Genomic DNA, 21,581 nt, shown 5'->3' with positions numbered 1-21,581 from the left:
GTCAGTGGTTTTTTGCTCAGAGCAGCCGCGAAACGGCGCGTGAATGCGCCACCTCGCCGTGCACGAAGCGGTCGTGGCAAGCGTCGATGTTCGCCAGGTCGTAGAGATAGTTGACCATCAACCCGGCCGACTGCTTCAGGCCTTTGGCCGAGGGGTTGCCCTGCAGGTTCAAGCGCTCCAGCCTGGCGCCGTTGTCGAGGTGGAAACGTGCCACCGGGTCTCCGCCGGGTTGGGGTGACTGGTGCACCAGGTACAGCGCGGCCAGCTGCAGCAGCGCCTGTTGCGCGGGTCTGGACAGCGTCGCGTGCTGGGCCAGACTGGCCAGGTCGCCGTTGCAGGCTTGGCGCAGCACTTCTCGCGCCTGCGCCGTCCGCTGGGCCACTGCGGGCTTCATACCCGACGGCGCCAGAGCGTCGGGCGTGGCCAGCAACCAGGCCATAAAACCGGGAATGGGCGACAACGTGCAGAAGGTCTTCAGCTGCGGCAGCTCGGCCTTCAGCTCCTCGGCCACGCGCTTGATCAGGAAGTTGCCGAGCGACACCCCGCGCAGGCCTGGCTGGCAGTTGCTGATGCTGTAGAACACCGCAACCTTGAAGTTCTCCGGCGACAGCGGTTGGGCCTTCTTGTCGATCAGCGGCGGGATCGCAGCGGCCATCTCGGGCAGCAGCGCGACCTCGACGAAGATCAACGGCTCCTCGGGCAGCTGCGGGTGGAAGAACGCGAAGCAGCGCCGATCAGGCAGCAGGCGGCGGCGCAGGTCGTCCCAGCCGTCGATCTCGTGCACGGCCTCGTGGCGGATGATCTGTTCCAGCAGCTGCGCCGGCGAACGCCAGCTGACCTGTCGCATTTCGAGAAAGCCCGGGTTGAACCAGCTCGACAGCAGGTGCAGCAGATCGGCCTCCAGCGCGCGCCATTCGGGCTTCTTCGGCAGGCGCTCCAGCAGCGCGCGGCGCAACCCGATCAGCGCGGCCGTGCCGCCCGGCGCGCGGTTGATGCGGCGAAACAGCTCCTGGCGACGGGGCTCGGCCTGTTCGATCAGCGCGATCAGGTGTGCGGCGTCGGGTTCGGCCGCGTAGGCCTGCGCACTGGCCAGCACCGCCATCGGCTCGGGGCTGAAGTGGTCGGCCAGATGGGAGAAGAAGCGGTCCAGCGCGGCGCTGCGGGTGCCGTCCTTGCGGCCGGGTTCGGCCAGCAGGTCTTGCAGCCGCTCGACGATCTGGCGTGCGATCTGGGTGCTGCTGGCTTCGCCGCGCTGCGACAGCAGGTGCTCGCATTCGGCGGCCAGCGTTCGCAGGTCTTGCTCGGCGACGCGGCGGCGCGCGGCTTCGCGCAGGCTGTCAACCAGCATCGTCGAGGCCTCCGGCGGATCGTGGGTCGGCTTGCGGATCGTTGTGGGGTGCGGTCTCGCGCTCCAGCGCGCGAACGGCTTTCAGCGCCGCCAACTGGGCCATCAGGTGGTCGTGCATCGTGCGCTCGGCGCGCGCCGCGTCGCCGGACAGCATGGCGTCGATCAGCACCCGGTGTTCATTGAGCGATGCGTCGATGCGGCCCGGCAGCTTCAGCTGGCGGCCGCGCATCAGGCGCAGGAACTGGCGCAGGTCGCCGGTCGAGCGATCGAGCCAGCGGTTGTGCGCCAGCCGTTGCACCAAGGTGTGGAACTCGTGGTTGGCGCGGTAGTAGCCATCGCGGTCTTGCGCTGCGGCGTGGCGCTCGAGTTCGTCGTGCAAGCGGCGCAGCGTGGCGCGGTCTGCAGGGGTGGCGTTGCGTGTGGCCTCGAACGCACAGCGGCCTTCCAGCAGCGCCATCACCGGGAACAGCTGGTCAGCGTCGTCGTCGCTCAGCTCGACCACCCGGCAGCCGCGTTGCGGCACCAGCTCGACCAGCCCTTCGGCCGCCAGCACCTTCAGCGCCTCGCGCAGCGGCGTGCGGCTGATCTGCCAGCCGGTCGCCAGCGCCTTTTCGTCGATCCACTCACCCGGCGCCAATTGGCGCTCGAATACCATGGATCGAATGCGAGCGGCCACTTCGTCATGGAGCGAGGTGCCACGGACTGGTGTCGCCGACAAGGTGGCCGAGGAAGTGACCATGCGAACAATCGTAATCCTGTAATTACAGAATCACAAGCGGTTTTTCACGCCCGGGGTCGGTGTCGCGCTGCCGGGCGGCGGCCCGCGAAGGTGCCGACTGGCTGGCACCGGCTCTCGCCAACGACAAGGCCCGGCGAACCGGGCCTCTTCGGGATCGGCCGCGAGCCGGCTCGTCAGTCGTCGGACCCGAGGAAGCCGTAGACCTTGGCGCCGATCACCGCGCCGATGATCGGGGCCACCCAGAACAGCCACAGCTGCTCGATCGCCCAGCCGCCGACGAACACGCCGACGCCGGTGGAGCGGGCTGGGTTCACCGAGGTGTTGGTGACCGGGATGCTGATCAGGTGGATCAGCGTCAGGGCCAAGCCAATGGCGATCGGCGCAAAACCGGCCGGTGCGCGCTTGTCGGTGGCGCCCAGGATGACGATCAGGAAGAACGCCGTCATCACGACCTCGCAGACCAGTGCCGCCACCATCGAATACTGGCCCGGCGAGTGGGCCCCGTAGCCGTTCGAGGCAAAGCCGCTGCCCGCCAGGTCGAAGCCAGCCTTGCCGCTCGCGATCACGAACAACACGGCGCCAGCGGCAAGGGCGCCCAGTACTTGGGCGACGATGTACGGCAGCAGCTTGGCCGCCGGGAACCGGCCACTGGCCCATAGGCCGATGCTGACTGCCGGGTTCAGGTGACAGCCCGAGATGTGGCCGATCGAATAGGCCATCGTCAGCACCGTCAGGCCAAAGGCCAGCGACACCCCGTGCAGCCCGATGCCGACGCCGGGAAAGGCGGCTGCCAGCACGGCGCTGCCGCAGCCTCCCAATACGAGCCAGAACGTGCCGATGAACTCGGCGCCATATGCTTTCATGTCCGCTCTCCTTCCTGTCAGGGTTTATTGCCGCGCGATTCTGGGCAGAGCCCTGTGACAGGCGCAAGCGCGTTCAAACCCTGTCGGCCCGCTCGACCCCGAAATGCCAACGCGCGTGGCACGGTGGGCCAGCCGGCCCCCATGCGCACGCGCGCGGGTGGAGAAGGAAGAAATCGGGAGCGTTTACTCGGCGCAGTCGTCTGTGCCGGGCGCGGTTTGGGCGCAGACCGTCGACTTGATGCGGTCGATGCGGATCATCAGCAGCGTGCGGTCGCCGGCGGCCGCCAGACGGGCCGAGCGGAAAGCGTCGAACGCCCATTCGTTCAGGTGCTTGGGCAGTTTCAGCGAGCGCAGCGCGTCGACATTGCCAAACTGGCTGAGCAGCGACACGGTGAACGTTGCATCGGGCTGCAGCACGTGGTCGATGTAGACGCCACCGACCGCTTCCAGGTCGTAGGTGTCGCCGAAGGGCTGGTTCAGGTCGTTGTTCAGCGTGACGCGGAAGGCGTCGACGCGGGCGCGATGGTCACCGACGCGCAGCTTGAAGTGATAGGGCCGCAGAAACTCGTAGGCGGCCATGCCGGAGCCGTCGTCGTTGCGCTGCATTTCCGACGAGGGCTGCTTGGTCTCATAGCTGTAGGTGATGGACACCGGGGTGGCAACGGGCACCATCGTGCCGTCATCGAACACACCGCTTTCGGTCACCACGCCTGTCAGGCGATACCGCACCAAATCAGCCTGTGCCGACATACCGGTCAGCAGCACCGCTGCTGCTGCCACCGCCCGAACGACTTGCTTCATCATCATGAGGAATTTCCCCTGTGTCTGTAACCTGAGATTCCAGTGCCGATGATTCCCCGGCGAGCGGAATTAGAAACGCCACCCCCAGGCGGCGCAACCCCACGTGTGTGCAGCGCGCAGTGCGGGTTTGTGCCAAATAATTCACGGCCTGAACCGGGGTACGTGTCAATTGCCTGCAAATTCCGCCGATGAAGATTCCCCGGGCCCGCGAATCATGTTGCAACGCACGGTTACAGCAAGCGGTATTCCCGGCCAAGTGATCGCAAACACCTAGGGTTCATACCTTCAGGCTAAACCCCAAGTCCAACTCGCTGGCAGGGGTACCACCCCGCACGGCCCAGTTGTCCAGTAGGGGTTCGTTCAGCACGATCATCACGTCACTCGGCGCAATGCCGAGCGCTTCGAAACGCTGGACGATGGCTGCGTACAGGGCCTTCTTGGCTGCCAGCGAGCGGCCCGGGAACATCGTCACCTCGACCAGCGTCACGTTGTCGCTCTTGTTCGGCGGCGTGACCCAGTGCTCGGGCCGGTGTTCGACATAACGCACGTTGCGATCGCCTTCGGGCACCTTGAGCGCCTCGCGAAAGCTCTGGTAGACGGCGTCCATCATGGCCCGCACCTGTTCGGGCGGCCAGGCGCGGCGGGTTTCAATGCGGGCCAGGGGCATCGATCGACTCCGTTGGGTGCTTGGGGATGGCAGCGTAGCAGCGCCGCCGTGGGCGGTCCAAGCCCTCAGCGCAAGGCCTTGCGCACGACCAGCTTCAGACCCGACCACACCTCGCTGACCGCACACACCTTCACGTCCACCCACCCCAGCGGCAACGCCACTTCGCGGACCACGTCTTCGGTGACGTCGGTCGGGACCTTGCTGGACTTCTTCGGCCACGACACCCAGACGGTCGCATCGGCAGCGAGCTGTTCGCGGCAGCGGCGCAGCGTCTCCGCCAGGTCGCGCTTGTCGTCGACGAACAGGTGGACGAGTGTGGTGTCGGCGCCGAGCCGCGGTGCGAAGCGCAAGCCGGCCGGCAGGGGCGCCAACCAGTCGCGGTAGCCCTGCGGCTCGTTGGCGACGTGCACCACCATGCCGGGTTGAAGGCCCAGCTTGCGGGACAGCGGCGTGCCGGAATAGCCAGCCGCGCCGGTGGCCTTGGCGGGTGATGCCGCCGGCGCCTTCTTGCCTGTCGCGCCGCCCTCGGCATCGGCCTTGGTCCCGGCCGACAACAGGACACGGCTACCGGCCATCGCGCAGGTCCATCGCGCGGCGCACAGTGGCGGCCTTGAAAGCTTCCCACTCGGCGTCGTTCATCGGCCGGCTCGAGATGCGGCTCAGCCTGAAGCTCTTCCAGTCGGGGTTGTCGGGCAGCACATGCTCGAAGCGCTCGATCAGGCCGTCCTTGGCATTGATCCACAGCGTGCCCTTGATGTTCTTGAACGCCGGGCCGCCGACCTCGAAGCGGTGGCACGGGATCTCGTCCAGCACTTCGTCGCGCACGAAGCGGAACCGAGCCTTGCCTTTGTAGACGAAGCCGCCGGCCACCTCGCCCGCGTCGGGCTTGAACCCGGTCTTCAGGAACTGGAAGTCCGGGTCGATGAGGCCGACTTCGAAGTCCCGGCGTGGATCCTTCAGGTGCGGCAGCGTGGCGTTCAAGCCGCTCAGGTCGAAGTTGTAGATGTGCGCCGGCCAGTGCCCAGGCGTCACAGGCATCCTGGTGTTGGCCACCTCGGCCACCAGGCGCCGCTGTCGGGGATCCGGCTCCAGCGCCATCTGCTGCCGCCGCGAGCCCGTCTCGAGGCCGTTGAACGACTTCATGCGCGACTCGCTCAGCGTCGCCGGATCCAACTCGGCCTGCACCAGCGCCAGGTACTGGCCGTCAGCCTCGACCTTCAGCACCTCCATCATCAGCGGCGCCGAGAAGTGCATCGACAGCACCAGCCGCTTGCTGCCGTCGAGGTTGGACTTCACGTAGTGCACCACACGGCCCACCGGCGCCCGGGCCGGCTTGAACGCGTAGTCCGACAGCGACGAACTGGGCTCGGGCGAAGTGGCCAGGGCCAGCAGCGGGGCGGCCAGCAGGCCGGCCACCAGGGGCCGCAGGCGCATCAACACAGTCATCGTCATGGCTCTCACTTGGGCGGGGGCGATTTGGCGCGATTGTGCGCTGTCCGCCGGTGGCCGAGCGCCGCTGGTGCCGCTCAGCGGATCGCCGAGCCGGTGCGCTCCCAGCGCGGCAGCCAGTGGCCGGTGATGTCGGCCGACAGCAGGATGTGGTGCGCGCGGCCGATCAACAGCCGGCGTGGCACTGTTCCGATGAAGCGCGAGTCTTCGCTGTTGTCTCGGTTGTCGCCCAGCATGAAGTAGTGATCGGCGGGCACCTTCAGTGGGCCGAAGTCTCGCAGCGCGCCGACGGGCGGCAGGAACTGCACGCTGCGGCGGCTGCCCGCCAGATGCTCGGTGGCGCGGACCGCCGTCACCTCGACATCGCCGGTCAAGATTTCCGTCGCTGGCGCCAGATCGGTGTACCCGGCACGTTCGCCGTTGACGAACAGCACCTCGTCGCGCATCTGCACCACATCGCCCGGCAGACCGACGATGCGCTTGATCAGCCGCGTGCCGTCCTTCGGCGAGCTGAAGGTCACCACATCGCCGCGCTGCGGGTCGCCCAGCCGCGCGACGGACCAGTCGGTCAACGGGACCTTCGCGTCGAAGGCCAGGCGGTTCACGAACACCACATCGCCTTCCAGGATCGTCGGCTTCATCGACCCGGTCGGGATCGGGTTCCAGTCGGCCACGGCGGTGCGCACAAACCCGAAACACAGCAAAAACAGCAGGAAGCCGCGGTTGTCCTTCAGCCACTTTCTCATCCGAACCTCGCAGGGATCAAGGAGGCCGAATTGTGGGCACGCACCGCTTCGCCAGGCCCGGGCCAGGCGATGAAACACCGTCGTCGCTGACATGAATGGCAGCGGGGCGCGACGAGTGGCGGGCAAGCGATCAAAAGGGCCGTGGCCTTGGTGAATGCACTTTGCACGGTGCCCGGCGGCTCAGGCAACATGGCACGCAAATCTGCCGCCCTGCTGCGAGCGGGGCGAGCACGGAGGGATCTCGCATGTCCAGGCTTCAACCACCGGCGGCTGACGGCCGCCCACGGTGCTTTTCACGATGGCGGCTTTGGATGGGCCGCTGGCGCGCCATGTGCTGCGCCCTGACCCTGCTGTGCGTGGTGACGCCCATGCACGCGTTCGACGCGGCCGCGCTCAGCGCCGAGCTGACCCAGTTGCTGGCCGACGAGCACGTGGCAGGGGCAACCTACGCGCTGGTCGACGGCGATCAGGCGCTGGTTGGTGCCGTGGGCGTGGCGCATGTACCGACCGCGACGGCGCTGACCCCGACCGCCAAGATGCATGTCGGCTCGCTGACCAAGACCGTGCTGGCGCTCGGCGCATTGCGCCTGGTCACCGAACGCCGGCTCGACCTGGACGCCCCGGCGAGCCGCTACCTGCCGGACCTGCCGTTCCTGAACCCCTGGCAGGCCACGAGCCCGGTGCGTGTGCGGCACCTGCTGGACCACACCTCGGGCCTGGAGGACTTACGCCTGTGGCAGGCCTTCAGTGCCGCCAACTCGCCCGACATGCCGCTGGCCGAAGCGTTTGCGCGCGATCCCGGCGTCCTGACGGTTCGCACCGAACCGGGCCGCCGGTTCTCGTACTCCAACATGGGCTACACGGTGCTGGCGATGGTGATCGAGGCGGTCGTGGGCGAACGCTACGAAGCCTGGGCCGAGCGTGCGCTGCTGCAGCCCCTGGGCATGGCCCACAGCAGCTTGCGCTTCACGACCCAGCTGGGCGTCGGCGCCGAGCCGGGGCTGGCCTGGGGGCACCAGGACGACCTCAGCGCCGTGGCGGCCCTGCCGGTCGCCGTGCGGCCGGCCGGGCAGTTCACGACGACCGCAGCCGACATGGCGCTGCTGGCGCGCTTCATGCTGGGTGAGGGCCGGCTGCCGGGGACGTCGGACGGCGCACCTTTCGTCGCGCCGGCGCTGCTGCGCGCAATGGGCCAGCCATCGACCACCGACGCAGCGCACGCCGGCCTACGCGCGGGATATGGCCTGGGGTTGTCGGCGCGCGACCGGCATGGCGTGACCGGGCTGTGCCACGCTGGCAGCGTCATCGGCTACCGCGGCATGCTGTGCCTGTTTCAGCCGCAGCGGCGCGCGTTCTTCATCGCCATCAACACCGACAGCGAGACCGCGCGCTACGACCGCTTCGACCAGGCGCTGATCCGCCAGCTGGCCCTGCCGGCACACGCGCCGGCCGCGGGCGCCACCACGCTGGGCGACGAATGGGCCGGCCGCTACGTGCCGGCGCCCAGCCGCTTTGAAACGCTGCGCCTGCTCGATGCGTTGGGCAGCAGCTGGATCGTGCAGGCGGGCGCCGCGGGCGCCTCGCTGACGCGCCCGGGTGGCCATGCGCTGTCGCTGCACCAGGTGGCCGCAGGCCTCTATCGGCAGGATGACAGGATCGCGCCGTCCCATGTCTTCATGGCGGGCCCTGACGGCGAGCGCACCTTGAGCGATGGCCTGTGGACGCTGCGCCGCGTGCCGGCGGCCTGGTTCTATGCGCTGTGGGCCAGTGTGATCCTCGGGCTGGCCGGATTGCTACACGCGTTGCTGGCCACGCCGATCCGCTGCGCCCGCTGGGGCGGCAGCCTGGGCCAGCCGGCCTTCGTGGCCGTGCTGCTGCTGTTGGTGCCCGTGCCGATGTTCGCGCTGCAGCCGCTGGCCGCGATCGGTGACTTCACGCTGGCGAGCGCGAGCCTGTATGTGGTGACCTTCGCGTTGCCGCTGCTGATGCTGGCGCATGTCGCCTGGGTGCTGTGGTTGCGGACGATCGGCTGGCGCGCCGACATCGTGGCCGCCGCCTGCGTGTTGCAACTGTGCGTGCTGTTGGCGTGGTGGGGGCTGTGGCCGGCCGCGCTCTGGCACTAAGCGCCTTCTCGTTTCCTCGAGGGCGTCGGCAAGGCCTGGCCGACATACCAATGACGCCATCGCGGTTGATGGCTTCTGTCGATACTTCGCGGCACCCTGGAGGGAACGCCACCACAACGCATGGGGGCGGGTTGATTTTGTTCTCAACCCACCGGGAGACCGCCTCATGTTCCAGACTCGGCCCGCTTCGAGGGTGCCGCTGATCGCGGCCGTGGTGTCTTTGATCGGCGGTCTGACGACCGTGGCGATGGCGCAGGGCGACGACTTCGCCGCGCTGGTCAAGCGCCTGACGCAGGAAAAGCCCCAGTTTGCCAAGCGCCAGCAAGATCTGCTGGCGCAGCGCTACGACCTGTCCGACCGGCCCGCCGCCGGCGTGACGATGGCGCGTGGCAAGCCGGTGCAGGACGGTGTTCGCGTCAGGCTGCCGGCCGGCGTGACCTGGGAGCAACTGGCAGCGCTCTCACCGGCGGAGATCAAGAGCCGCAAGCTCTGGCCGGCCGGCTTCCTGCCGCTGCCGCACCCGCACCACGAGGCCGGCGGCATGATCTTTCCGCAGCCCTTGATCGACGAGACCAAGCGCCAGACGGGCCGTGACCTGACCCGCTTCGACCTCGACTTCGACCTGCCGCAGCACCTGTTGCCCGAATTCCCGGCGCCGATCTTCCTCGTGACCCGCCCCGACCTGGGCGACGTGTCCAAGGGCCAGCTCGTCACGCTGGACAACTTCGAGAAGCTGTTCAAGGACGCGCTGAACCCGAAGCAGCTCGAAGGTCTGCGTTTGCTGGTCACGCCGTTCCCGCAGCAGCAGTTCAACCTCACCGATGACCGGCGTGCGCTGCGGCCGCACATGGGCGTGGCCTGTTTCGACTGCCATGCCAATGGCCACAGCACTTCGGCCACGCACACGGTCGGTGACATCCGCCCGGACGACCTGCGCCACCGCATCGACACGCCGTCGCTGCGCGGGGTCGGCGTGCAGCGCCTGTTCGGGTCGCAGCGGGCGCTGAAATCGATCGAGGACTTCACCGAGTTCGAGCAACGTGCGGCCTACTTCGACGGTGACCATGCGCGTGCCGCGCGCAAGGGCGTGAACCCGCTCGAGCGGGGCAGCCAGGTGCATTTCATGGGCGAGTTCCAGAACCTGCTGGACTTTCCGCCCGCGCCGAAGTTGAACGTCTTCGGCCGGCTCGAACCGGCGTTGGCGACCCAGGCGGAGTTGCGTGGCGAGAAGCTCTTCCATGGCAAGGCGCAGTGCGTGGCCTGCCACGCGCCGCCGTACTACACCGACAACCTGATGCACAACCTGCGCACCGAGCGCTTCTACACCGAGGGCTTCACGGTCAACGGCCGACGGGTCATGCAAGACGGGCCGATCAAGACCTTCCCGCTGCGCGGCATCAAGGACTCGCCGCCCTACCTACACGACGACCGACTGATGACGCTGGACGACACGGTCGAGTTCTTCAACCTCGTGCTCGGCACCAAGCTCGAGGCGCAGGAGAAGAAAGACCTGGTGGCCTTCTTGCGTACGCTGTAGGCCGCATCGGCGCCGCGCCCGGCGCTCAGCGACGCGCCGGATAGGCGGTGCAGGGGGGCGGGAAGGACGCCACCATCGCCGCCACTTCGTCGCGCATCCACGTGGTGAACGCTTGCACCTTGGTCGAGGGGGCCTGCCCAGTGGCCACGACAACGCGGTAGCCGTAGCCATTGGGCAGTGGGGCGCTGTCGCACGGTACGAGCCGGCCTTGCTGTAGGTCTTCGCAGGCGAGCGCGTAGGGCGCCAGGGCGACGCCGTGGCCCGCCACGGCCGCCTGCACCAGCAGCCCACCGTGGCTGTAGCTGCGAGAGAAGTCGAGCCGGCGTGAGCGCACGCCGCCCGCCTCCAGCACGCGCAGCCAGGGCTCGGGCGTGCCTTCGAACAGCAGCGGCTGACGCAGCAGCGTGGCCAGCTTCGGTGGCGTCGCCGCGCCGTCAGGCAACAACGTCGGGCTGACCACGGCCACCAGCCGCTCGCGGTAGACCAGGGTATCGCCCTCGGGCGTTGCCGCCACGTAGCGCAACGCCACGTCGCAGCGCCCATCGGACAGGTCGACCACTTGGTCGCTCGCCTCGACGCGAATGTCGATCGCCGGGTACTGGGCGGTGAAGCGGTGCAGGCGGGGCACCAGCCACTTCATCGCGAACGAGTGCGTCGCACTGATGCGCAGCAGCGCGGCGGGGTCATCCTGCCGCAGCGCGGTGACCTGGCGACCCAGCTCGGCCAGCAGCTTCGTCACCGTCGCGGCCAGCTCGCGGCCCTGCTCGGTGATCGAGATGTGCCGCGCATGGCGCTCGAACAGCGCAAAACCCAGCGTCGCTTCCAGCTGCTTGATCTGTTGGCTGACGGCCGACGGCGTCTTGTGCAGTTCGGCCGCGGCCAGACGGATGCTGCCCCAGCGCGCGGCGCATTCGAACTCGATCAGGCCGGACAAGGTGGGCAGCGCGAACGTCATTGGGCGAGCATAAGAATTTCAGATGCAAGTGGCAAGGAATTCGCGTTTGCGGCCCGGGGTCAACACAAGCAACATGCCGGCATTGAAACCGGCGGCACCTGCTCATGAAACAGAATGTCTTGGTCATTGGCGGCACACGCTTCTTCGGCAAGCTGCTTGTCGAGGGGCTCCTCGACGCGGGCCATGCGGTCACCTTGGCGACCCGTGGCCATGCGCCCGACACCTTCGGCAACCGGGTTCGGCGACTGCGTGTGGACAGGCGCGACGCGGCGGCGATGGCGCGCGCTTTTGCCAACGAGCCCGGCTTCGACCTGGTCTACGACCAGATGTGCTACAGCCCGCTCGATGCGGCGATCTCGGCCGAAACCTTTGCCGGCAAAGTGGGCCGTTACGTGATGGCTTCCACCATCGAGGTGTACAGCCACCTGCAGGGCCAGGTGGATCGCCCGCTGCGCGAAGACGATGTGGACCTGGCGCACGAGGTGGTCGACATGGCCTACCCCTGGCATGCGCCGGAAGTGGCCGAGGTCGCCTATGGGCGAGGCAAACGGCAGGCCGAGGCGTTCTTCCATCAGGACGGTCGGCTGCCGGTGGTCTGCGTGCGCATCGGCCACGTACTGGCAGGGCCGGAAGACTTCACCGGCCGGCTGCAAAGCTACGTCCAGCGGGTGCTGTCGCGACAGCCGCTGTGCCACGCCGCGGTGCCGAGGCGCAGCGCCTTCATCAGCGCACCGGGCATCGCGGCCTTCCTGCTATGGGTCGGGCGGTCGAGCGTGCTGGGCCCGATCAATGCGGCCGCGCACGGCCCGCTGTCGGCGTTGGACATCCACCAGCGCGTGGCGCACGTGCTGCGGTCGCCGGCCGAGGCGCGACCGGTGCGCAGCGCGGTGTTGCCGTCGGAGCTGAGCCCGTACGACTTCCCGTCGCGTTACGAGATGGACGTGTCACGCGCCGAGTCGCTGGGCCACCGCTTCGACCACAGCGGCGACTGGCTGGACGGGCTGATTCTTCAGCACGCCGAGGCACTGGCGGCCGGCCCGGCCATGGCGGGTTGAACGTGGTAGACGGCTTGCACAGCCTGGGCGCGTTCGTGTCGGCGGCGGCGCTGGTGGTCCTGGTGCCGGGCCCGGCCACACTGCTGGTGGCCGGCCAGGCCCACCGCAGCGGCTGGCGTGCCGCCCGCGCTACCGCCGGTGTCGTGGCTGGTGACCTGGTGCTGATCACCTTGTCCGGCCTGGGCTTTGCGGCGGTGATGCAGCAGTGGCCGGCACTGGGCCAGGCGCTCACGGTGGCGGGCGCGTTGTATGTGGCCTGGTTGGGGCTCGGGCTGTTGCGCAGCGCGCCTGCTTCATCCGGCGCCTGCGCCGCTGATACACCCCGTGCCGGCTTTCTGCAAGGGCTGATGCTGACCCTGACCAACCCAAAGCCGGTGTTGTTCTTCGGCGCCTTCTTTCCTCTGTTCATCGACCGGGCCGGCGGCCGTTGGATGACCAGCTTCTATGCGCTGGGCGCGATCTTCGAGGTCATCAACCTCGTGTACTTTGGCGTGCTGATCCTGCTGGTGACGCGGCTGCGGCGGGTGGCCGCGTTGGGTGGTGTGCCGCGGGGGCGAATCCACCAGCTCAGCGGCGTCGGGCTGCTGTTGTGCGCGGTGGCGATGCTGGCAACAACGCCCCGGTCGGCCTGGGCCTGAGCTGGCACCGCGGGCCGGCGGGGCCGGGCTGACCCCGTCGCGGCGGGCCAGCGCTGTGTGCAACACTGCGCCAGGGAGTCTTCCATGCCCGTACCGCACACCCAAGCCACCGGCTTGCCGCAAGACGCCAGCGAAGTGCTGCGCCTGGCCGCGCAGTCGATGTTCGACACCTTTGCCCAGGCTGCGCTGGGCATGATGGTGGTCGATCGCCAGCACCGCATCGTCTGGATCAGCGAAGGCTACAAACACTTCCTGCCGGCGCTCGGCTTCGAACGCGAGGAAGACTTCGTCGGCAAGCCCGTTGAAGCGGTGGTGCCGAACACGCTGATGAACCAGGTCATCGACTCGGGCCGCCCGATCGTCGTCGACCTGCTGACCAACAAGGCCGGCACCTTCCTCGTCAGCCGCCTGCCGCTGCGCGACGATGCCGGCCAGGTCATCGGCGCGGTCGGCATCGTCTGGCTCAACGAATCACCGGACCACAGCGAATCGACGATGCAGCCGCTGATGGCCAAGTTCAGCCGCATGCAGCGCGAGCTCGACGACGCTCGCCGCGAACTCGCCACCCAGCGCCGCCCCAAATACACGATTGCCAGCTTCATCGGCACCAGTCCGGTGGTGATGGAGGTCAAGCGCCTGGCCCGCCGCGTGGCCGGCACCGACTCGACCGTGCTGCTGGTGGGCGAAACCGGCACCGGCAAAGAGCTGATGGCCCAGGGCATCCACGCCGGCAGCCACCGCGCCGCCGGTCCCTTCGTCGGTGTCAACATCGCCGCCGTGCCCGAGACGCTGCTCGAAGCCGAATTCTTCGGCGTCGCCCCCGGCGCCTACACCGGCGCCGACCGCAAAGGCCGCCCCGGCAAGTTCAAGCTCGCCGACGGCGGCAGCCTGTTCCTCGACGAGATCGGCGACATGCCGCTGGCCCTGCAGGCCAAGCTGTTGCGGGTGCTGCAGGAGCAGGAGGTCGAGCCGCTGGGCAGCAACAAGGTCGAGCAACTGGATTGCCGCGTGATCGCTGCGACCAGCCGCGACCTGCCGGCGATGGTGGCCGCCGGGACGTTTCGGGCGGATCTGTACTACCGGCTGAACGTGTTGCCGATTCGGCTACCGGCGCTGCGCGAGCGCTTGAGTGACCTGGACGCGCTGGCCGATCACCTGCTGGACGACATCGGGCGCCGGACCGGCATGACCCACCGCAGCCTGGGCGCCGAGGCACTGGAGCTGCTGGCGCAGCACGACTGGCCGGGGAACATTCGCGAGCTGCGGAATGTGTTGGAGCAGGCGTGCCTGATGACTGACGAGTTGGTGCTCGCGAGCCAACACCTCGCCCATCTGGTGGGTACCGCAAGTTCAGCGCGTGAGGTCAAGCGTGCCCAAGAGGCTGCTCCAGCCCCCGAGCATTTGCAGCAGACGGTGAGTGGTCGCGAGACGACCGAGTCACACGGCATCAAGTCGCTGCCTCAAGCCGTGGCCGAACTGGAAGCTGAAGCCATTCGCGCCGCGCTGACGGCGACCAAGGGCAACAAGCTGGCCGCGGCACGCATGCTTGGCATCGCGCGGGCCACGCTGTACGAAAAGCTGGGGCAGTTGGGCTGACAGCCGTGGTGACAGACGTGCAGTGCTTCGGGCACGGCGCCGGAACGTTTGACATGAGAGGCATGCCCCGACTTGCCGGGGTCAGGCTCAGCTTTCTGCGTGCACATGGTCTGCATAAGCGATGCCGAGGCCAAGCGACCAGTCCATGCGAGAGTTCTCTGCAAGGGCGAGCATCACATCGTCCGGACGAAACCCGGCCGCAACAGCGCGTTCGACAATGTGACGGAACAGCTGCCGCTTCTGGTCATCCGTCCGTCCTTGCAAGAACGTGATCTCTGCAATGCAGGCGTCGCGAGAGCGGCTTACACCCCCAAAGGTTGGATCAAGGGTCATCTCTTCGCTGTCAAAGCGCGAGACAAGTTGAAAGAGATCCTTGGGCGGCACGTCGCACGTTTTGACCAGTCCGTCTTGTACCGCATCCGCGAGTGCCTTGACTTTGGCGAACGCCAGATGCTTCGGGGCCGATATCTTGGTAAGTGGCATGGGGTGATCCGTAGGGGTTGACAGGGCTGAACGCAGCAGGGCGGCATGCCCGCGAGGCCTGAATCGCACGCCGGTTCGCCGTCTCCCGACCCGGCAGCGCTGGACATCACTTTGATGCTATTGATCGCGACGACGCTGCGAAACCTCAGGCCTTTCAAAGCTGTTTTGCGTGGCCTGCAACCGGAAGGTGGTGATGGGTGAGATGCAGAAGAACGCCATCGGCGGCATCTCGTGGGTCTTGGACTGTCGATGGTTCGGACATATGCTGACTCGACTGTCCAGAATCTGGGCAGGGTGGTTGCGGTCTGACGGCCATTTCACCCATGGGCCCGAGTGCGCAGCCCCTCGCCGGTGCACGCAGGCCATGATTGACCTGAGCAAACTTGGTGTTTGCCCTAGCCCGGTGCATTCCGGCACACGCATTGCACTGTCTTCGCATTTGCCAATCCAAATGCACTCAGGAGACAGACACCCATGCCGCGCTGTGCGATCCCCAGACGTCCTCTTCTTATCGCGCTCACGACACTCGCCTCAGGCGCGGGCTGGTTGGTAGCTGGCCCGGTTCAGGCGGCCGGCAACGAAATCCGCATCGCCCACATCCACTCCCTCACCGGCCCGCTGGAAGCCTACGGCAAGCAGACCACCATCGGTTTCAACCTCGGGTTGGAGTACGCCACCGGCGGCACGATGATGGTGGCGGGCAAGAAGCTCGTCGTGATCGAGAAGGACGACCAGGGCAAGCCGGACCTGGGCAAGAGCCTGCTGGCCGCGGCCTATGGTGATGACAAGGTCGACATTGCGGTCGGGCCCACCTCGTCGGGCGTTGCGCTGGCGATGCTGCCGGTGGCCGAGGAGTACAAGAAGATCCTCGTCGTCGAGCCGGCGGTGGCGGATTCGATCACTGGCGACAAGTGGAACAAGTACATCTTCCGCACCGGCCGCAACTCTTCGCAAGACGCGATCTCGAACGCGGTGGCGCTGGACAAACCCGGCACCGTGGTCGCGACACTGGCGCAGGACTACGCCTTCGGCCGCGACGGCGTGAAGGCCTTCAAGGAGGCGTTGAAGAGCGCCAAGATCGTCCATGAAGAGTACCTGCCGCAGAACACCACCGATTTCACCGCCGGCATCCAGCGCGTGGTCGATGCGCTGAAGGGGCAACCTGGCCGCAAGGTCATCGAGGTCATCTGGGCCGGCGGCACGCCACCGTACAACGCGCTGGCCGCGCAAGAGCTGGCCAAGCGCTTCAATATCGAGGTCTTCACCGGCGGCAACATCCTGCCGGCGATGGCGGCGTACAAGAACTTTCCCGGCATGGAAGGCGCGACTTACTACTACTTCGGCATCCCGAAGAACCCGGTCAACGAGTGGCTGGTGGCCAACCACTACAAGCAGCACAAGGCCCCGCCGGACTTCTTCACTGCCGGGGGCATGACGGCTGCGATCGCGGTGGTGGAGGCATTGAAGAAGAGCAACGGCGACACGGCGACCAACAAGCTGATCACGACGATGGAAGGCATGGCCTTCGAGTCACCGAAGGGCAAGATGAGCTTCCGCAAGGAAGACCACCAGGCGCTGCAGAGCATGTACCACTTCAAGATCAAGGTGGACTCGGCGTTCGCCTGGGGCGTGCCCGAGCTGGTGCGCGAGATCAAGCCGGAAGAGATGAGCGTCCCGATACGCAACAAGCGCTGAGCCGCGCTTCGGCTCATTGAACGGAGGGCGGGCGCAGACCCGCCCCTTCACACCCTTTCAGGAGACAAGCCATGAAAGCCGCACGTGTTGTTCGTGCGGTCGCGGCGTTGGCCGCGATCGCGATCACCTCACTCGCCCACGCCGCCGCGCCTTTGCCGAAACTGAAGGTGGACAAGTCGCAAACGACCGTCTCGGGCCTGTCTTCGGGTGGCTTCATGGCCAACCAGCTGGGCTATGCCTACGCCAGCACCTTCAAGGGGGTGGGTGTGTTCGCCGGCGGGCCCTACATGTGTGCCGGCCACAGCAACTACACGGCCTGCATGTACAACGCGACGATCAGCGCCAGCATGCTCGGCACGATGCAGGCCGACCTGAACAACTGGAGCGGCTCGTTGAACGACCCGTTGGCCAACGTGGCCAACCAGAAGGTCTACCTGTTCGTCGGCACCAGCGATTTCACGGTCGGCCCGAACCCGATGAACGCGGCCAACACGCAGTACGCCAACAACGGTGTGCCGGCGGCCAACCGCAGCTACGTGCAGCGCAGCGGCACCGCCCACGTCTTCCCGACCGATTTCGACGCGAGCGGCAACAACGCCTGTTCCAGCAGCGTGTCGCCCTACATCAGCAACTGCGGCTACGACGGCGCCAAGGCCGCGCTGACGCAGTTCTACGGCACGCTGAACCCGCGCAACAACGCGCCGGCCGCGGCCAACTACATCGAGTTCGACCAGGCGGCGTTCACCAACGGCAACCCCGGCATGGCGGCTTCGGGTTGGCTGTACGTGCCGGCCAATTGCGCTGCGGGCACCACCTGCAGGCTGCACGTGGCGCTGCACGGCTGCAAGCAGAACCACGAGACCATCGGCGACAAGTTCATCAAGAACACCGGCTACACGCGCTGGGCCGACACCAACAACCTGATCGTGCTGTTCCCGCAGGCCAGGGTGGACAACGTGAGCCGGCCCACGACCGCGAGTGGCTCGGTGCCCAACCCGAACGGCTGCTGGGACTGGATCGGCTGGTACGGCAACAACTTCGCGCAGAAGGCCGGCACGCAGATGGCGGCGATCAAGGCGATGGTCGACCAGGTGTCGTCCGGCTCCGGTGGCGGCGGCTCGTTGCCGGCGCCGACAGGCGTGGGCACATCGAACCCCAGCGACACGACGATGACGATCGCGTGGAACGCGGTGAGCGGCGCGGCCAGCTACCGCGTGTTCCGCGGCGGCTCGCAAGTCAACGGTTCGCCAGTCACTGCCACGAGCCATGTCGACACCGGCCTCGCGCCGGCCACGACCTATTCATGGACGGTGGCGGCGGTCGATGCCAATGGTGCGCAGGGCGCGATGTCCAACGCCGCCAGCGGCACGACGACGGGCAGCGCGCCGGTGTGCTACACGGCGAGCAACTACGCCCACACGACTGCCGGCCGCGCCCACCAGAGCGGTGGCTATGCACTGGCCAACGGCTCGAACCAGAACATGGGCTTCTGGAACGTTTTCGTCATCACGACGCTGAAGCAGACCGGGCCGAACTACTACGTCTTGGGAACCTGCCCATGAAGTTGCACTGACTGCATGCTCGAAACACGCAACCTGACCATCCGCTTCGGCGGCCACGTGGCGGTCGACCATGTGTCCTGCGCGTTCGCGCCGGGCACGCTGACGGCGATCGTCGGCCCCAACGGTGCCGGCAAGACGACCTACTTCAACCTGATCTCGGGTCAGCTGCCGGCCAGCGAGGGCCAGGTGCTGCTCGATGGCATGGACATCACGCGCCTGCCTGCGCCGCTGCGCACGCGCCGTGGCCTGGGCCGGGCGTTTCAGCTGACGCAGCTCTTTCCGCAGTTGAGCGTGCTGGAGAACGTTCGCCTGGCGGTGCAGGCCCGCCATGGTGGCGGCCTGAACCTGTGGCAGGTGTGGCTTGACCGCAAGGACTGGATCGAGGAGTCGCGCGAGATCCTGGCCACAGTGCGGCTGCTGGACCGGCACGATGCCACTGCCGCCAGTCTGCCGCATGGTGACCAGCGCAAGCTCGAGGTGGCCTTGTTGATGGCGCTCGAGCCGCGCGTCTACATGTTCGACGAGCCGACGGCCGGCATGAGCGTCGACGAGGTGCCGGTGGTGCTGGACCTGATCCGTGCCCTGAAGGCGCGAAAGGACTGCACGATCTTGCTGGTCGAGCACAAGATGGACGTGGTGCGCGAGCTGGCCGACAGGATCATCGTGCTGCACAACGGCGCGCTGGTGGCCGATGGCGACCCGGCGACGGTGATCGCCAGCGACATCGTCCAACAAGCCTACCTCGGCGGCGTTGCCGCCGAAGTAGGCCTGGAGGCCTCTGCATGAGCTCCCTAACCCGGCCCTTCCCCTCCGCGAGGGGAAGCTCCCAGCATGAGTGACAAACCCCTGCTGGAGCTGGCCGGTGTGCACACGCACATCGGCGCGTACCACATCCTGCATGGTGTCGACCTGGTCGTGCCCGAGGGCCAGGTGACGATGCTGCTGGGCCGCAATGGTGCCGGCAAGACGACGACGCTGCGCACGATCATGGGCCTGTGGGCTGCCAGCCGGGGCAGCGTGCATTTCAGGGGTCAGCCGATCGGTGGGCCGGACAGTCGTGTGCAGACGCCCGACATCGCGCGGCTCGGCATCGCCTATGTGCCCGAGAGCATGGGCATCTTTGCCGATCTGACGGTGAAAGAAAACCTGCTGCTGGCCGCGCGTTCGGCGCGTCGCGAGCAGGAGCTGGACCGGGCGCGGCTCGACTGGCTCTTCAGCCTGTTTCCGGCGTTGCACAAGTTCTGGCTCTACCCGGCCGGCAAGCTGAGCGGTGGGCAAAAGCAGATGCTGGCGGTGGCGCGCGCGATCATCGAGCCGCGGGCGCTGCTGCTGATCGACGAGCCCAGCAAAGGTCTCGCGCCGGCGATCATCCACAACCTGGTCAGCGCCTTCACCGAGCTGAAGCGTCAGAAGACCACCATCTTGCTGGTCGAGCAGAACTTCATGATGGCCAAGGCGCTGGGCGACCGTGTCGCTGTGATGGACGACGGCCGTGTGGTGCACGCCGGATCGATGGCTGAGCTGGCCGATGACGAGGCGCTGCAACAGCGCCTGCTCGGCTTGTCACTGGGGGCGCATCAGTGAGCGCCGCCTTGGTTCAATGAACGCGCTGGTCGTCTTGCAGCCGGAACGTCGCGACCAGCCGCGTCAGCGTCTGCGCCTGTTCCTTCAGGCTTTCTGCGGCGGCGGCACCTTGTTCGACCAGCGCGGCGTTCTGCTGCGTCATCTGGTCGAGCTGGTTCACGGCGGTGCCGACCTGGCCGATGCCGCCGCGCTGCTCCGACGCCGCGGCGGAGATCTCGCCGATGATGTCGCTGACACGCTTGACCGACGCGACGATGTCGCCCATCGTCGTGCCGGCGTCCTGCACCAGGCGCGAGCCGGTCTCGACCCGTTCGACGCTGGTGCCGATCAAGCCCTTGATCTCGCGCGCCGCCTCGGCGCTGCGCTGGGCCAGGCTGCGCACCTCGCCCGCCACGACCGCGAAGCCGCGGCCTTGTTCGCCGGCACGGGCCGCCTCGACGGCCGCGTTCAGCGCCAGGATGTTGGTCTGGAAGGCGATGCCGTCGATCACGCCGATGATGTCGGCGATCTTCTTCGAGCTGGCGTTGATCTCGTCCATCGTCGTGACGACCTGGTTCACCACCGCGCCGCCACGCTCGGCCACCTCGGTGGCCGATTGCGCCAGCTGGTTGGCCGTCTTCGCCGAATCGGCGGTGTGCTGCACGGTGCCGGTGAGCTGGCTCATCGAACCGGCGGTCTGCTGCAGGTTGGCCGCGGCCAGTTCGGTGCGCGAGCTCAGGTCCTGGTTGCCCGCGGCCACTTCGCCGCTGGCGACCTCGATCGACTCGGCGCTCTGGCGCACCTGGCCGACGGTGTCGCGCAGCTTGGCGGTCATCGCCCGCAGCGAGTCGAACAGGCTGCCCACTTCGTCAACCCGACGGTGAGCGGGTGGATCGTTCAGGTCGCCAGAGGCCACGCGCTCCATCCGCTGTGCGGCTTCGAACAGCGGACGGCTCACGACGCGTTGGGTCAATGCATACAACAGCGCGCCCAGCAAGCCGAAGCTGCCCAGCACCAGCAGAACCAGCGTCAGGCTGCTGCGGCTGATGCTTTGCTCGACCTGGTCCACCGGCACGACGACTTCGACAATGCCACGCACGTCGCCGACCTTCCAATCGTGTTTCGGCGATTGCGGGTTGCTGTTGTGGCACGCCACGCAACCCTCCTTCATCACGTCGGCCACCGCGTAGCGCACCGACAGGCGGCCATTGATCTCTTCCACCCGGTGCTGCGGCGTTTGCGGGTCCTTTTCGAGCGCGGCCAACGCGCCGGTCTGGAATTCGTCCAGCTTCTGGGCAGTGCCGGCGCGGTTCGGGAACGGGTAGCGCGACATCAGCCGCACGTCGGTGCCAGGGTATTCCTTGGCCACGCTCTCGCCGAGCGCCTTCACCAAGGTGGCCGGCAACGGCAGCGTGTTGTCCGCGTCGCGGAAGTCGAAGCCGAGCTGCATGCCGGCCTTCTTGGCCCGCGACGCGATCTCGGCGGTGTAGAAGCTGCGCAGCGTGACCACCTGGTTGGCGACCGCGCGCCCGGTGGTCAGGCCGGCCTGCTCGACCGATTCGCTACGGGTGCGCAGTGCCAGCGCCACCACACTGGCAATCACCACCGCGCCAACCAGCAACAAGGGCAACAACAACTGATGCGACAGGCGCCGGCGACCGAAATGCGACATGGTGATCTCCAAGGGAGGCGCCGTCTGCGGACGGCGGAAAACAAACGATGGTGGAACGGTCGCGGTCGTTCGCGGCCGTTGGCCTCCTC

20 protein-coding genes are annotated in these 21,581 nt (G+C 67.2%); 9 read left to right on the top strand and 11 right to left on the bottom strand.

The window, feature by feature from the left end:
• Positions 1-16 precede the first annotated feature (16 nt).
• The 8 genes from VFY73_RS23800 to lepB all read right to left on the bottom strand — a co-directional run bounded on the left by VFY73_RS23800 (position 17) and on the right by lepB (position 6,613).
• Positions 17-1,348: a malonyl-CoA decarboxylase domain-containing protein gene (locus VFY73_RS23800; RefSeq protein ID WP_329723498.1), complete on the bottom strand. Its 1,332-nt coding sequence runs from the start codon at positions 1,346-1,348 to the stop codon at positions 17-19.
• The gene (locus VFY73_RS23795) at positions 1,338-2,087 is read right to left on the bottom strand and encodes a GntR family transcriptional regulator (RefSeq protein ID WP_329723496.1); all 750 of its coding nucleotides are present in this window, start codon (positions 2,085-2,087) and stop codon (positions 1,338-1,340) included. The genes VFY73_RS23800 and VFY73_RS23795 overlap by 11 nt, the downstream gene beginning before the upstream one ends.
• Positions 2,088-2,260: 173 nt before the next feature.
• On the bottom strand, positions 2,261-2,950 hold the full coding sequence (gene aqpZ / locus VFY73_RS23790; RefSeq protein WP_329723494.1) for an aquaporin Z: 690 nt from the start codon (positions 2,948-2,950) through the stop codon (positions 2,261-2,263).
• A 183-nt stretch (positions 2,951-3,133) separates the two neighbouring features.
• On the bottom strand, positions 3,134-3,757 hold the full coding sequence (locus tag VFY73_RS23785) for a hypothetical protein (RefSeq protein ID WP_329723492.1): 624 nt from the start codon (positions 3,755-3,757) through the stop codon (positions 3,134-3,136).
• Between the two features lie 271 nt (positions 3,758-4,028).
• Positions 4,029-4,418, bottom strand: a complete 390-nt coding sequence (locus VFY73_RS23780; RefSeq protein ID WP_329723490.1) for a tautomerase family protein — start codon at positions 4,416-4,418, stop codon at positions 4,029-4,031.
• A 65-nt stretch (positions 4,419-4,483) separates the two neighbouring features.
• On the bottom strand, positions 4,484-4,993 hold the full coding sequence (locus tag VFY73_RS23775; RefSeq protein ID WP_329723488.1) for a DUF3052 family protein: 510 nt from the start codon (positions 4,991-4,993) through the stop codon (positions 4,484-4,486).
• Positions 4,983-5,870: a hypothetical protein gene (locus VFY73_RS23770; RefSeq protein WP_329723486.1), complete on the bottom strand. Its 888-nt coding sequence runs from the start codon at positions 5,868-5,870 to the stop codon at positions 4,983-4,985. Before VFY73_RS23770 ends, VFY73_RS23775 begins: the two co-directional genes overlap by 11 nt.
• A 74-nt stretch (positions 5,871-5,944) precedes the next feature.
• Entirely contained in the window at positions 5,945-6,613 is a 669-nt protein-coding gene (gene lepB, locus VFY73_RS23765) for a signal peptidase I (protein ID WP_329723484.1), read from the bottom strand.
• A 368-nt stretch (positions 6,614-6,981) separates the two neighbouring features.
• On the opposite strand from lepB, the gene VFY73_RS23760 reads away from it, so the two are divergent.
• Positions 6,982-8,736, top strand: coding sequence for a serine hydrolase domain-containing protein (locus VFY73_RS23760; RefSeq protein ID WP_329723482.1), 1,755 nt, complete (start codon positions 6,982-6,984; stop codon positions 8,734-8,736).
• Positions 8,737-8,902: 166 nt separating this feature from the next.
• Positions 8,903-10,273: a hypothetical protein gene (locus VFY73_RS23755; RefSeq protein WP_329723480.1), complete on the top strand. Its 1,371-nt coding sequence runs from the start codon at positions 8,903-8,905 to the stop codon at positions 10,271-10,273.
• Positions 10,274-10,298: 25 nt separating this feature from the next.
• Here VFY73_RS23755 and VFY73_RS23750 read toward each other — a convergent pair whose 3' ends face one another.
• Entirely contained in the window at positions 10,299-11,228 is a 930-nt protein-coding gene (locus tag VFY73_RS23750; protein ID WP_329723478.1) for a LysR substrate-binding domain-containing protein, read from the bottom strand.
• Positions 11,229-11,332: 104 nt separating this feature from the next.
• On the opposite strand from VFY73_RS23750, the gene VFY73_RS23745 reads away from it, so the two are divergent.
• The 3 genes from VFY73_RS23745 (at position 11,333) to VFY73_RS23735 (ending at position 14,517) form a co-directional block, all read left to right on the top strand.
• Complete coding sequence (locus VFY73_RS23745; RefSeq protein WP_329723476.1) at positions 11,333-12,283, top strand: NAD-dependent epimerase/dehydratase family protein; 951 nt, start codon at positions 11,333-11,335, stop codon at positions 12,281-12,283.
• A gap of 2 nt (positions 12,284-12,285) precedes the next feature.
• Entirely contained in the window at positions 12,286-12,921 is a 636-nt protein-coding gene (locus VFY73_RS23740) for a LysE family translocator (protein WP_329723474.1), read from the top strand.
• 84 nt (positions 12,922-13,005) lie between these two features.
• Complete coding sequence (locus VFY73_RS23735; RefSeq protein WP_329723472.1) at positions 13,006-14,517, top strand: sigma-54 interaction domain-containing protein; 1,512 nt, start codon at positions 13,006-13,008, stop codon at positions 14,515-14,517.
• Positions 14,518-14,604: 87 nt separating this feature from the next.
• Here the strand turns inward: VFY73_RS23735 and VFY73_RS23730 are convergent, their stop codons facing one another.
• On the bottom strand, positions 14,605-15,000 hold the full coding sequence (locus tag VFY73_RS23730; protein WP_329723470.1) for a tautomerase family protein: 396 nt from the start codon (positions 14,998-15,000) through the stop codon (positions 14,605-14,607).
• Between the two features lie 474 nt (positions 15,001-15,474).
• Between VFY73_RS23730 and VFY73_RS23725 the strand changes: the two genes are divergently transcribed.
• From VFY73_RS23725 to VFY73_RS23710, 4 genes are all read left to right on the top strand, one after another.
• On the top strand, positions 15,475-16,695 hold the full coding sequence (locus VFY73_RS23725; RefSeq protein WP_329723468.1) for a substrate-binding domain-containing protein: 1,221 nt from the start codon (positions 15,475-15,477) through the stop codon (positions 16,693-16,695).
• 71 nt (positions 16,696-16,766) lie between these two features.
• A complete protein-coding gene (locus VFY73_RS23720) occupies positions 16,767-18,257 on the top strand; it encodes a fibronectin type III domain-containing protein (protein ID WP_329723466.1) in 1,491 nt (496 codons plus the stop codon).
• Between the two features lie 15 nt (positions 18,258-18,272).
• Positions 18,273-19,043 carry an ABC transporter ATP-binding protein gene (locus tag VFY73_RS23715; RefSeq protein ID WP_329723464.1) on the top strand — a complete coding sequence of 257 codons (771 nt, stop codon included), beginning with the start codon at positions 18,273-18,275 and terminating at the stop codon, positions 19,041-19,043.
• A 45-nt stretch (positions 19,044-19,088) separates the two neighbouring features.
• Positions 19,089-19,841 (top strand): ABC transporter ATP-binding protein, encoded by a 753-nt coding sequence (locus VFY73_RS23710; protein ID WP_329723462.1) that lies wholly within the window; start codon positions 19,089-19,091, stop codon positions 19,839-19,841.
• Positions 19,842-19,854: 13 nt separating this feature from the next.
• On the opposite strand, the gene VFY73_RS23705 is transcribed toward VFY73_RS23710, so the two are convergent.
• Complete coding sequence (locus tag VFY73_RS23705) at positions 19,855-21,492, bottom strand: methyl-accepting chemotaxis protein (protein ID WP_329723460.1); 1,638 nt, start codon at positions 21,490-21,492, stop codon at positions 19,855-19,857.
• Between the last annotated feature and the right edge of the window lie 89 nt (positions 21,493-21,581).

This window comes from Ideonella sp. (assembly GCF_036277275.1).
Classification (GTDB): domain Bacteria; phylum Pseudomonadota; class Gammaproteobacteria; order Burkholderiales; family Burkholderiaceae_C; genus Ideonella.
The sequence above is the reverse complement of the archived record's forward strand: the minus strand, read 5'-3'. Positions and strand labels throughout refer to the sequence as shown.

What these genes read in the sequence shown, in the direction of transcription:
- VFY73_RS23705 (WP_329723460.1), bottom strand. Translation starts at nt 21,492, where the DNA reads ATGTCGCATTTCGGTCGCCGGCGCCTGTCGCATCAGTTGTTGTTGCCC.
- VFY73_RS23735 (WP_329723472.1), top strand. Translation starts at nt 13,006, where the DNA reads ATGCCCGTACCGCACACCCAAGCCACCGGCTTGCCGCAAGACGCCAGC.
- VFY73_RS23800 (WP_329723498.1), bottom strand. Translation starts at nt 1,348, where the DNA reads ATGCTGGTTGACAGCCTGCGCGAAGCCGCGCGCCGCCGCGTCGCCGAG.
- VFY73_RS23760 (WP_329723482.1), top strand. Translation starts at nt 6,982, where the DNA reads ATGCACGCGTTCGACGCGGCCGCGCTCAGCGCCGAGCTGACCCAGTTG.
- VFY73_RS23725 (WP_329723468.1), top strand. Translation starts at nt 15,475, where the DNA reads ATGCCGCGCTGTGCGATCCCCAGACGTCCTCTTCTTATCGCGCTCACG.
- lepB (WP_329723484.1), bottom strand. Translation starts at nt 6,613, where the DNA reads ATGAGAAAGTGGCTGAAGGACAACCGCGGCTTCCTGCTGTTTTTGCTG.
- VFY73_RS23750 (WP_329723478.1), bottom strand. Translation starts at nt 11,228, where the DNA reads ATGACGTTCGCGCTGCCCACCTTGTCCGGCCTGATCGAGTTCGAATGC.
- VFY73_RS23755 (WP_329723480.1), top strand. Translation starts at nt 8,903, where the DNA reads ATGTTCCAGACTCGGCCCGCTTCGAGGGTGCCGCTGATCGCGGCCGTG.
- VFY73_RS23715 (WP_329723464.1), top strand. Translation starts at nt 18,273, where the DNA reads ATGCTCGAAACACGCAACCTGACCATCCGCTTCGGCGGCCACGTGGCG.
- VFY73_RS23780 (WP_329723490.1), bottom strand. Translation starts at nt 4,418, where the DNA reads ATGCCCCTGGCCCGCATTGAAACCCGCCGCGCCTGGCCGCCCGAACAG.
- aqpZ (WP_329723494.1), bottom strand. Translation starts at nt 2,950, where the DNA reads ATGAAAGCATATGGCGCCGAGTTCATCGGCACGTTCTGGCTCGTATTG.
- VFY73_RS23775 (WP_329723488.1), bottom strand. Translation starts at nt 4,993, where the DNA reads ATGGCCGGTAGCCGTGTCCTGTTGTCGGCCGGGACCAAGGCCGATGCC.
- VFY73_RS23710 (WP_329723462.1), top strand. Translation starts at nt 19,089, where the DNA reads ATGAGTGACAAACCCCTGCTGGAGCTGGCCGGTGTGCACACGCACATC.
- VFY73_RS23720 (WP_329723466.1), top strand. Translation starts at nt 16,767, where the DNA reads ATGAAAGCCGCACGTGTTGTTCGTGCGGTCGCGGCGTTGGCCGCGATC.
- VFY73_RS23795 (WP_329723496.1), bottom strand. Translation starts at nt 2,087, where the DNA reads ATGGTCACTTCCTCGGCCACCTTGTCGGCGACACCAGTCCGTGGCACC.
- VFY73_RS23770 (WP_329723486.1), bottom strand. Translation starts at nt 5,870, where the DNA reads ATGACGATGACTGTGTTGATGCGCCTGCGGCCCCTGGTGGCCGGCCTG.
- VFY73_RS23745 (WP_329723476.1), top strand. Translation starts at nt 11,333, where the DNA reads ATGAAACAGAATGTCTTGGTCATTGGCGGCACACGCTTCTTCGGCAAG.
- VFY73_RS23785 (WP_329723492.1), bottom strand. Translation starts at nt 3,757, where the DNA reads ATGATGATGAAGCAAGTCGTTCGGGCGGTGGCAGCAGCAGCGGTGCTG.
- VFY73_RS23730 (WP_329723470.1), bottom strand. Translation starts at nt 15,000, where the DNA reads ATGCCACTTACCAAGATATCGGCCCCGAAGCATCTGGCGTTCGCCAAA.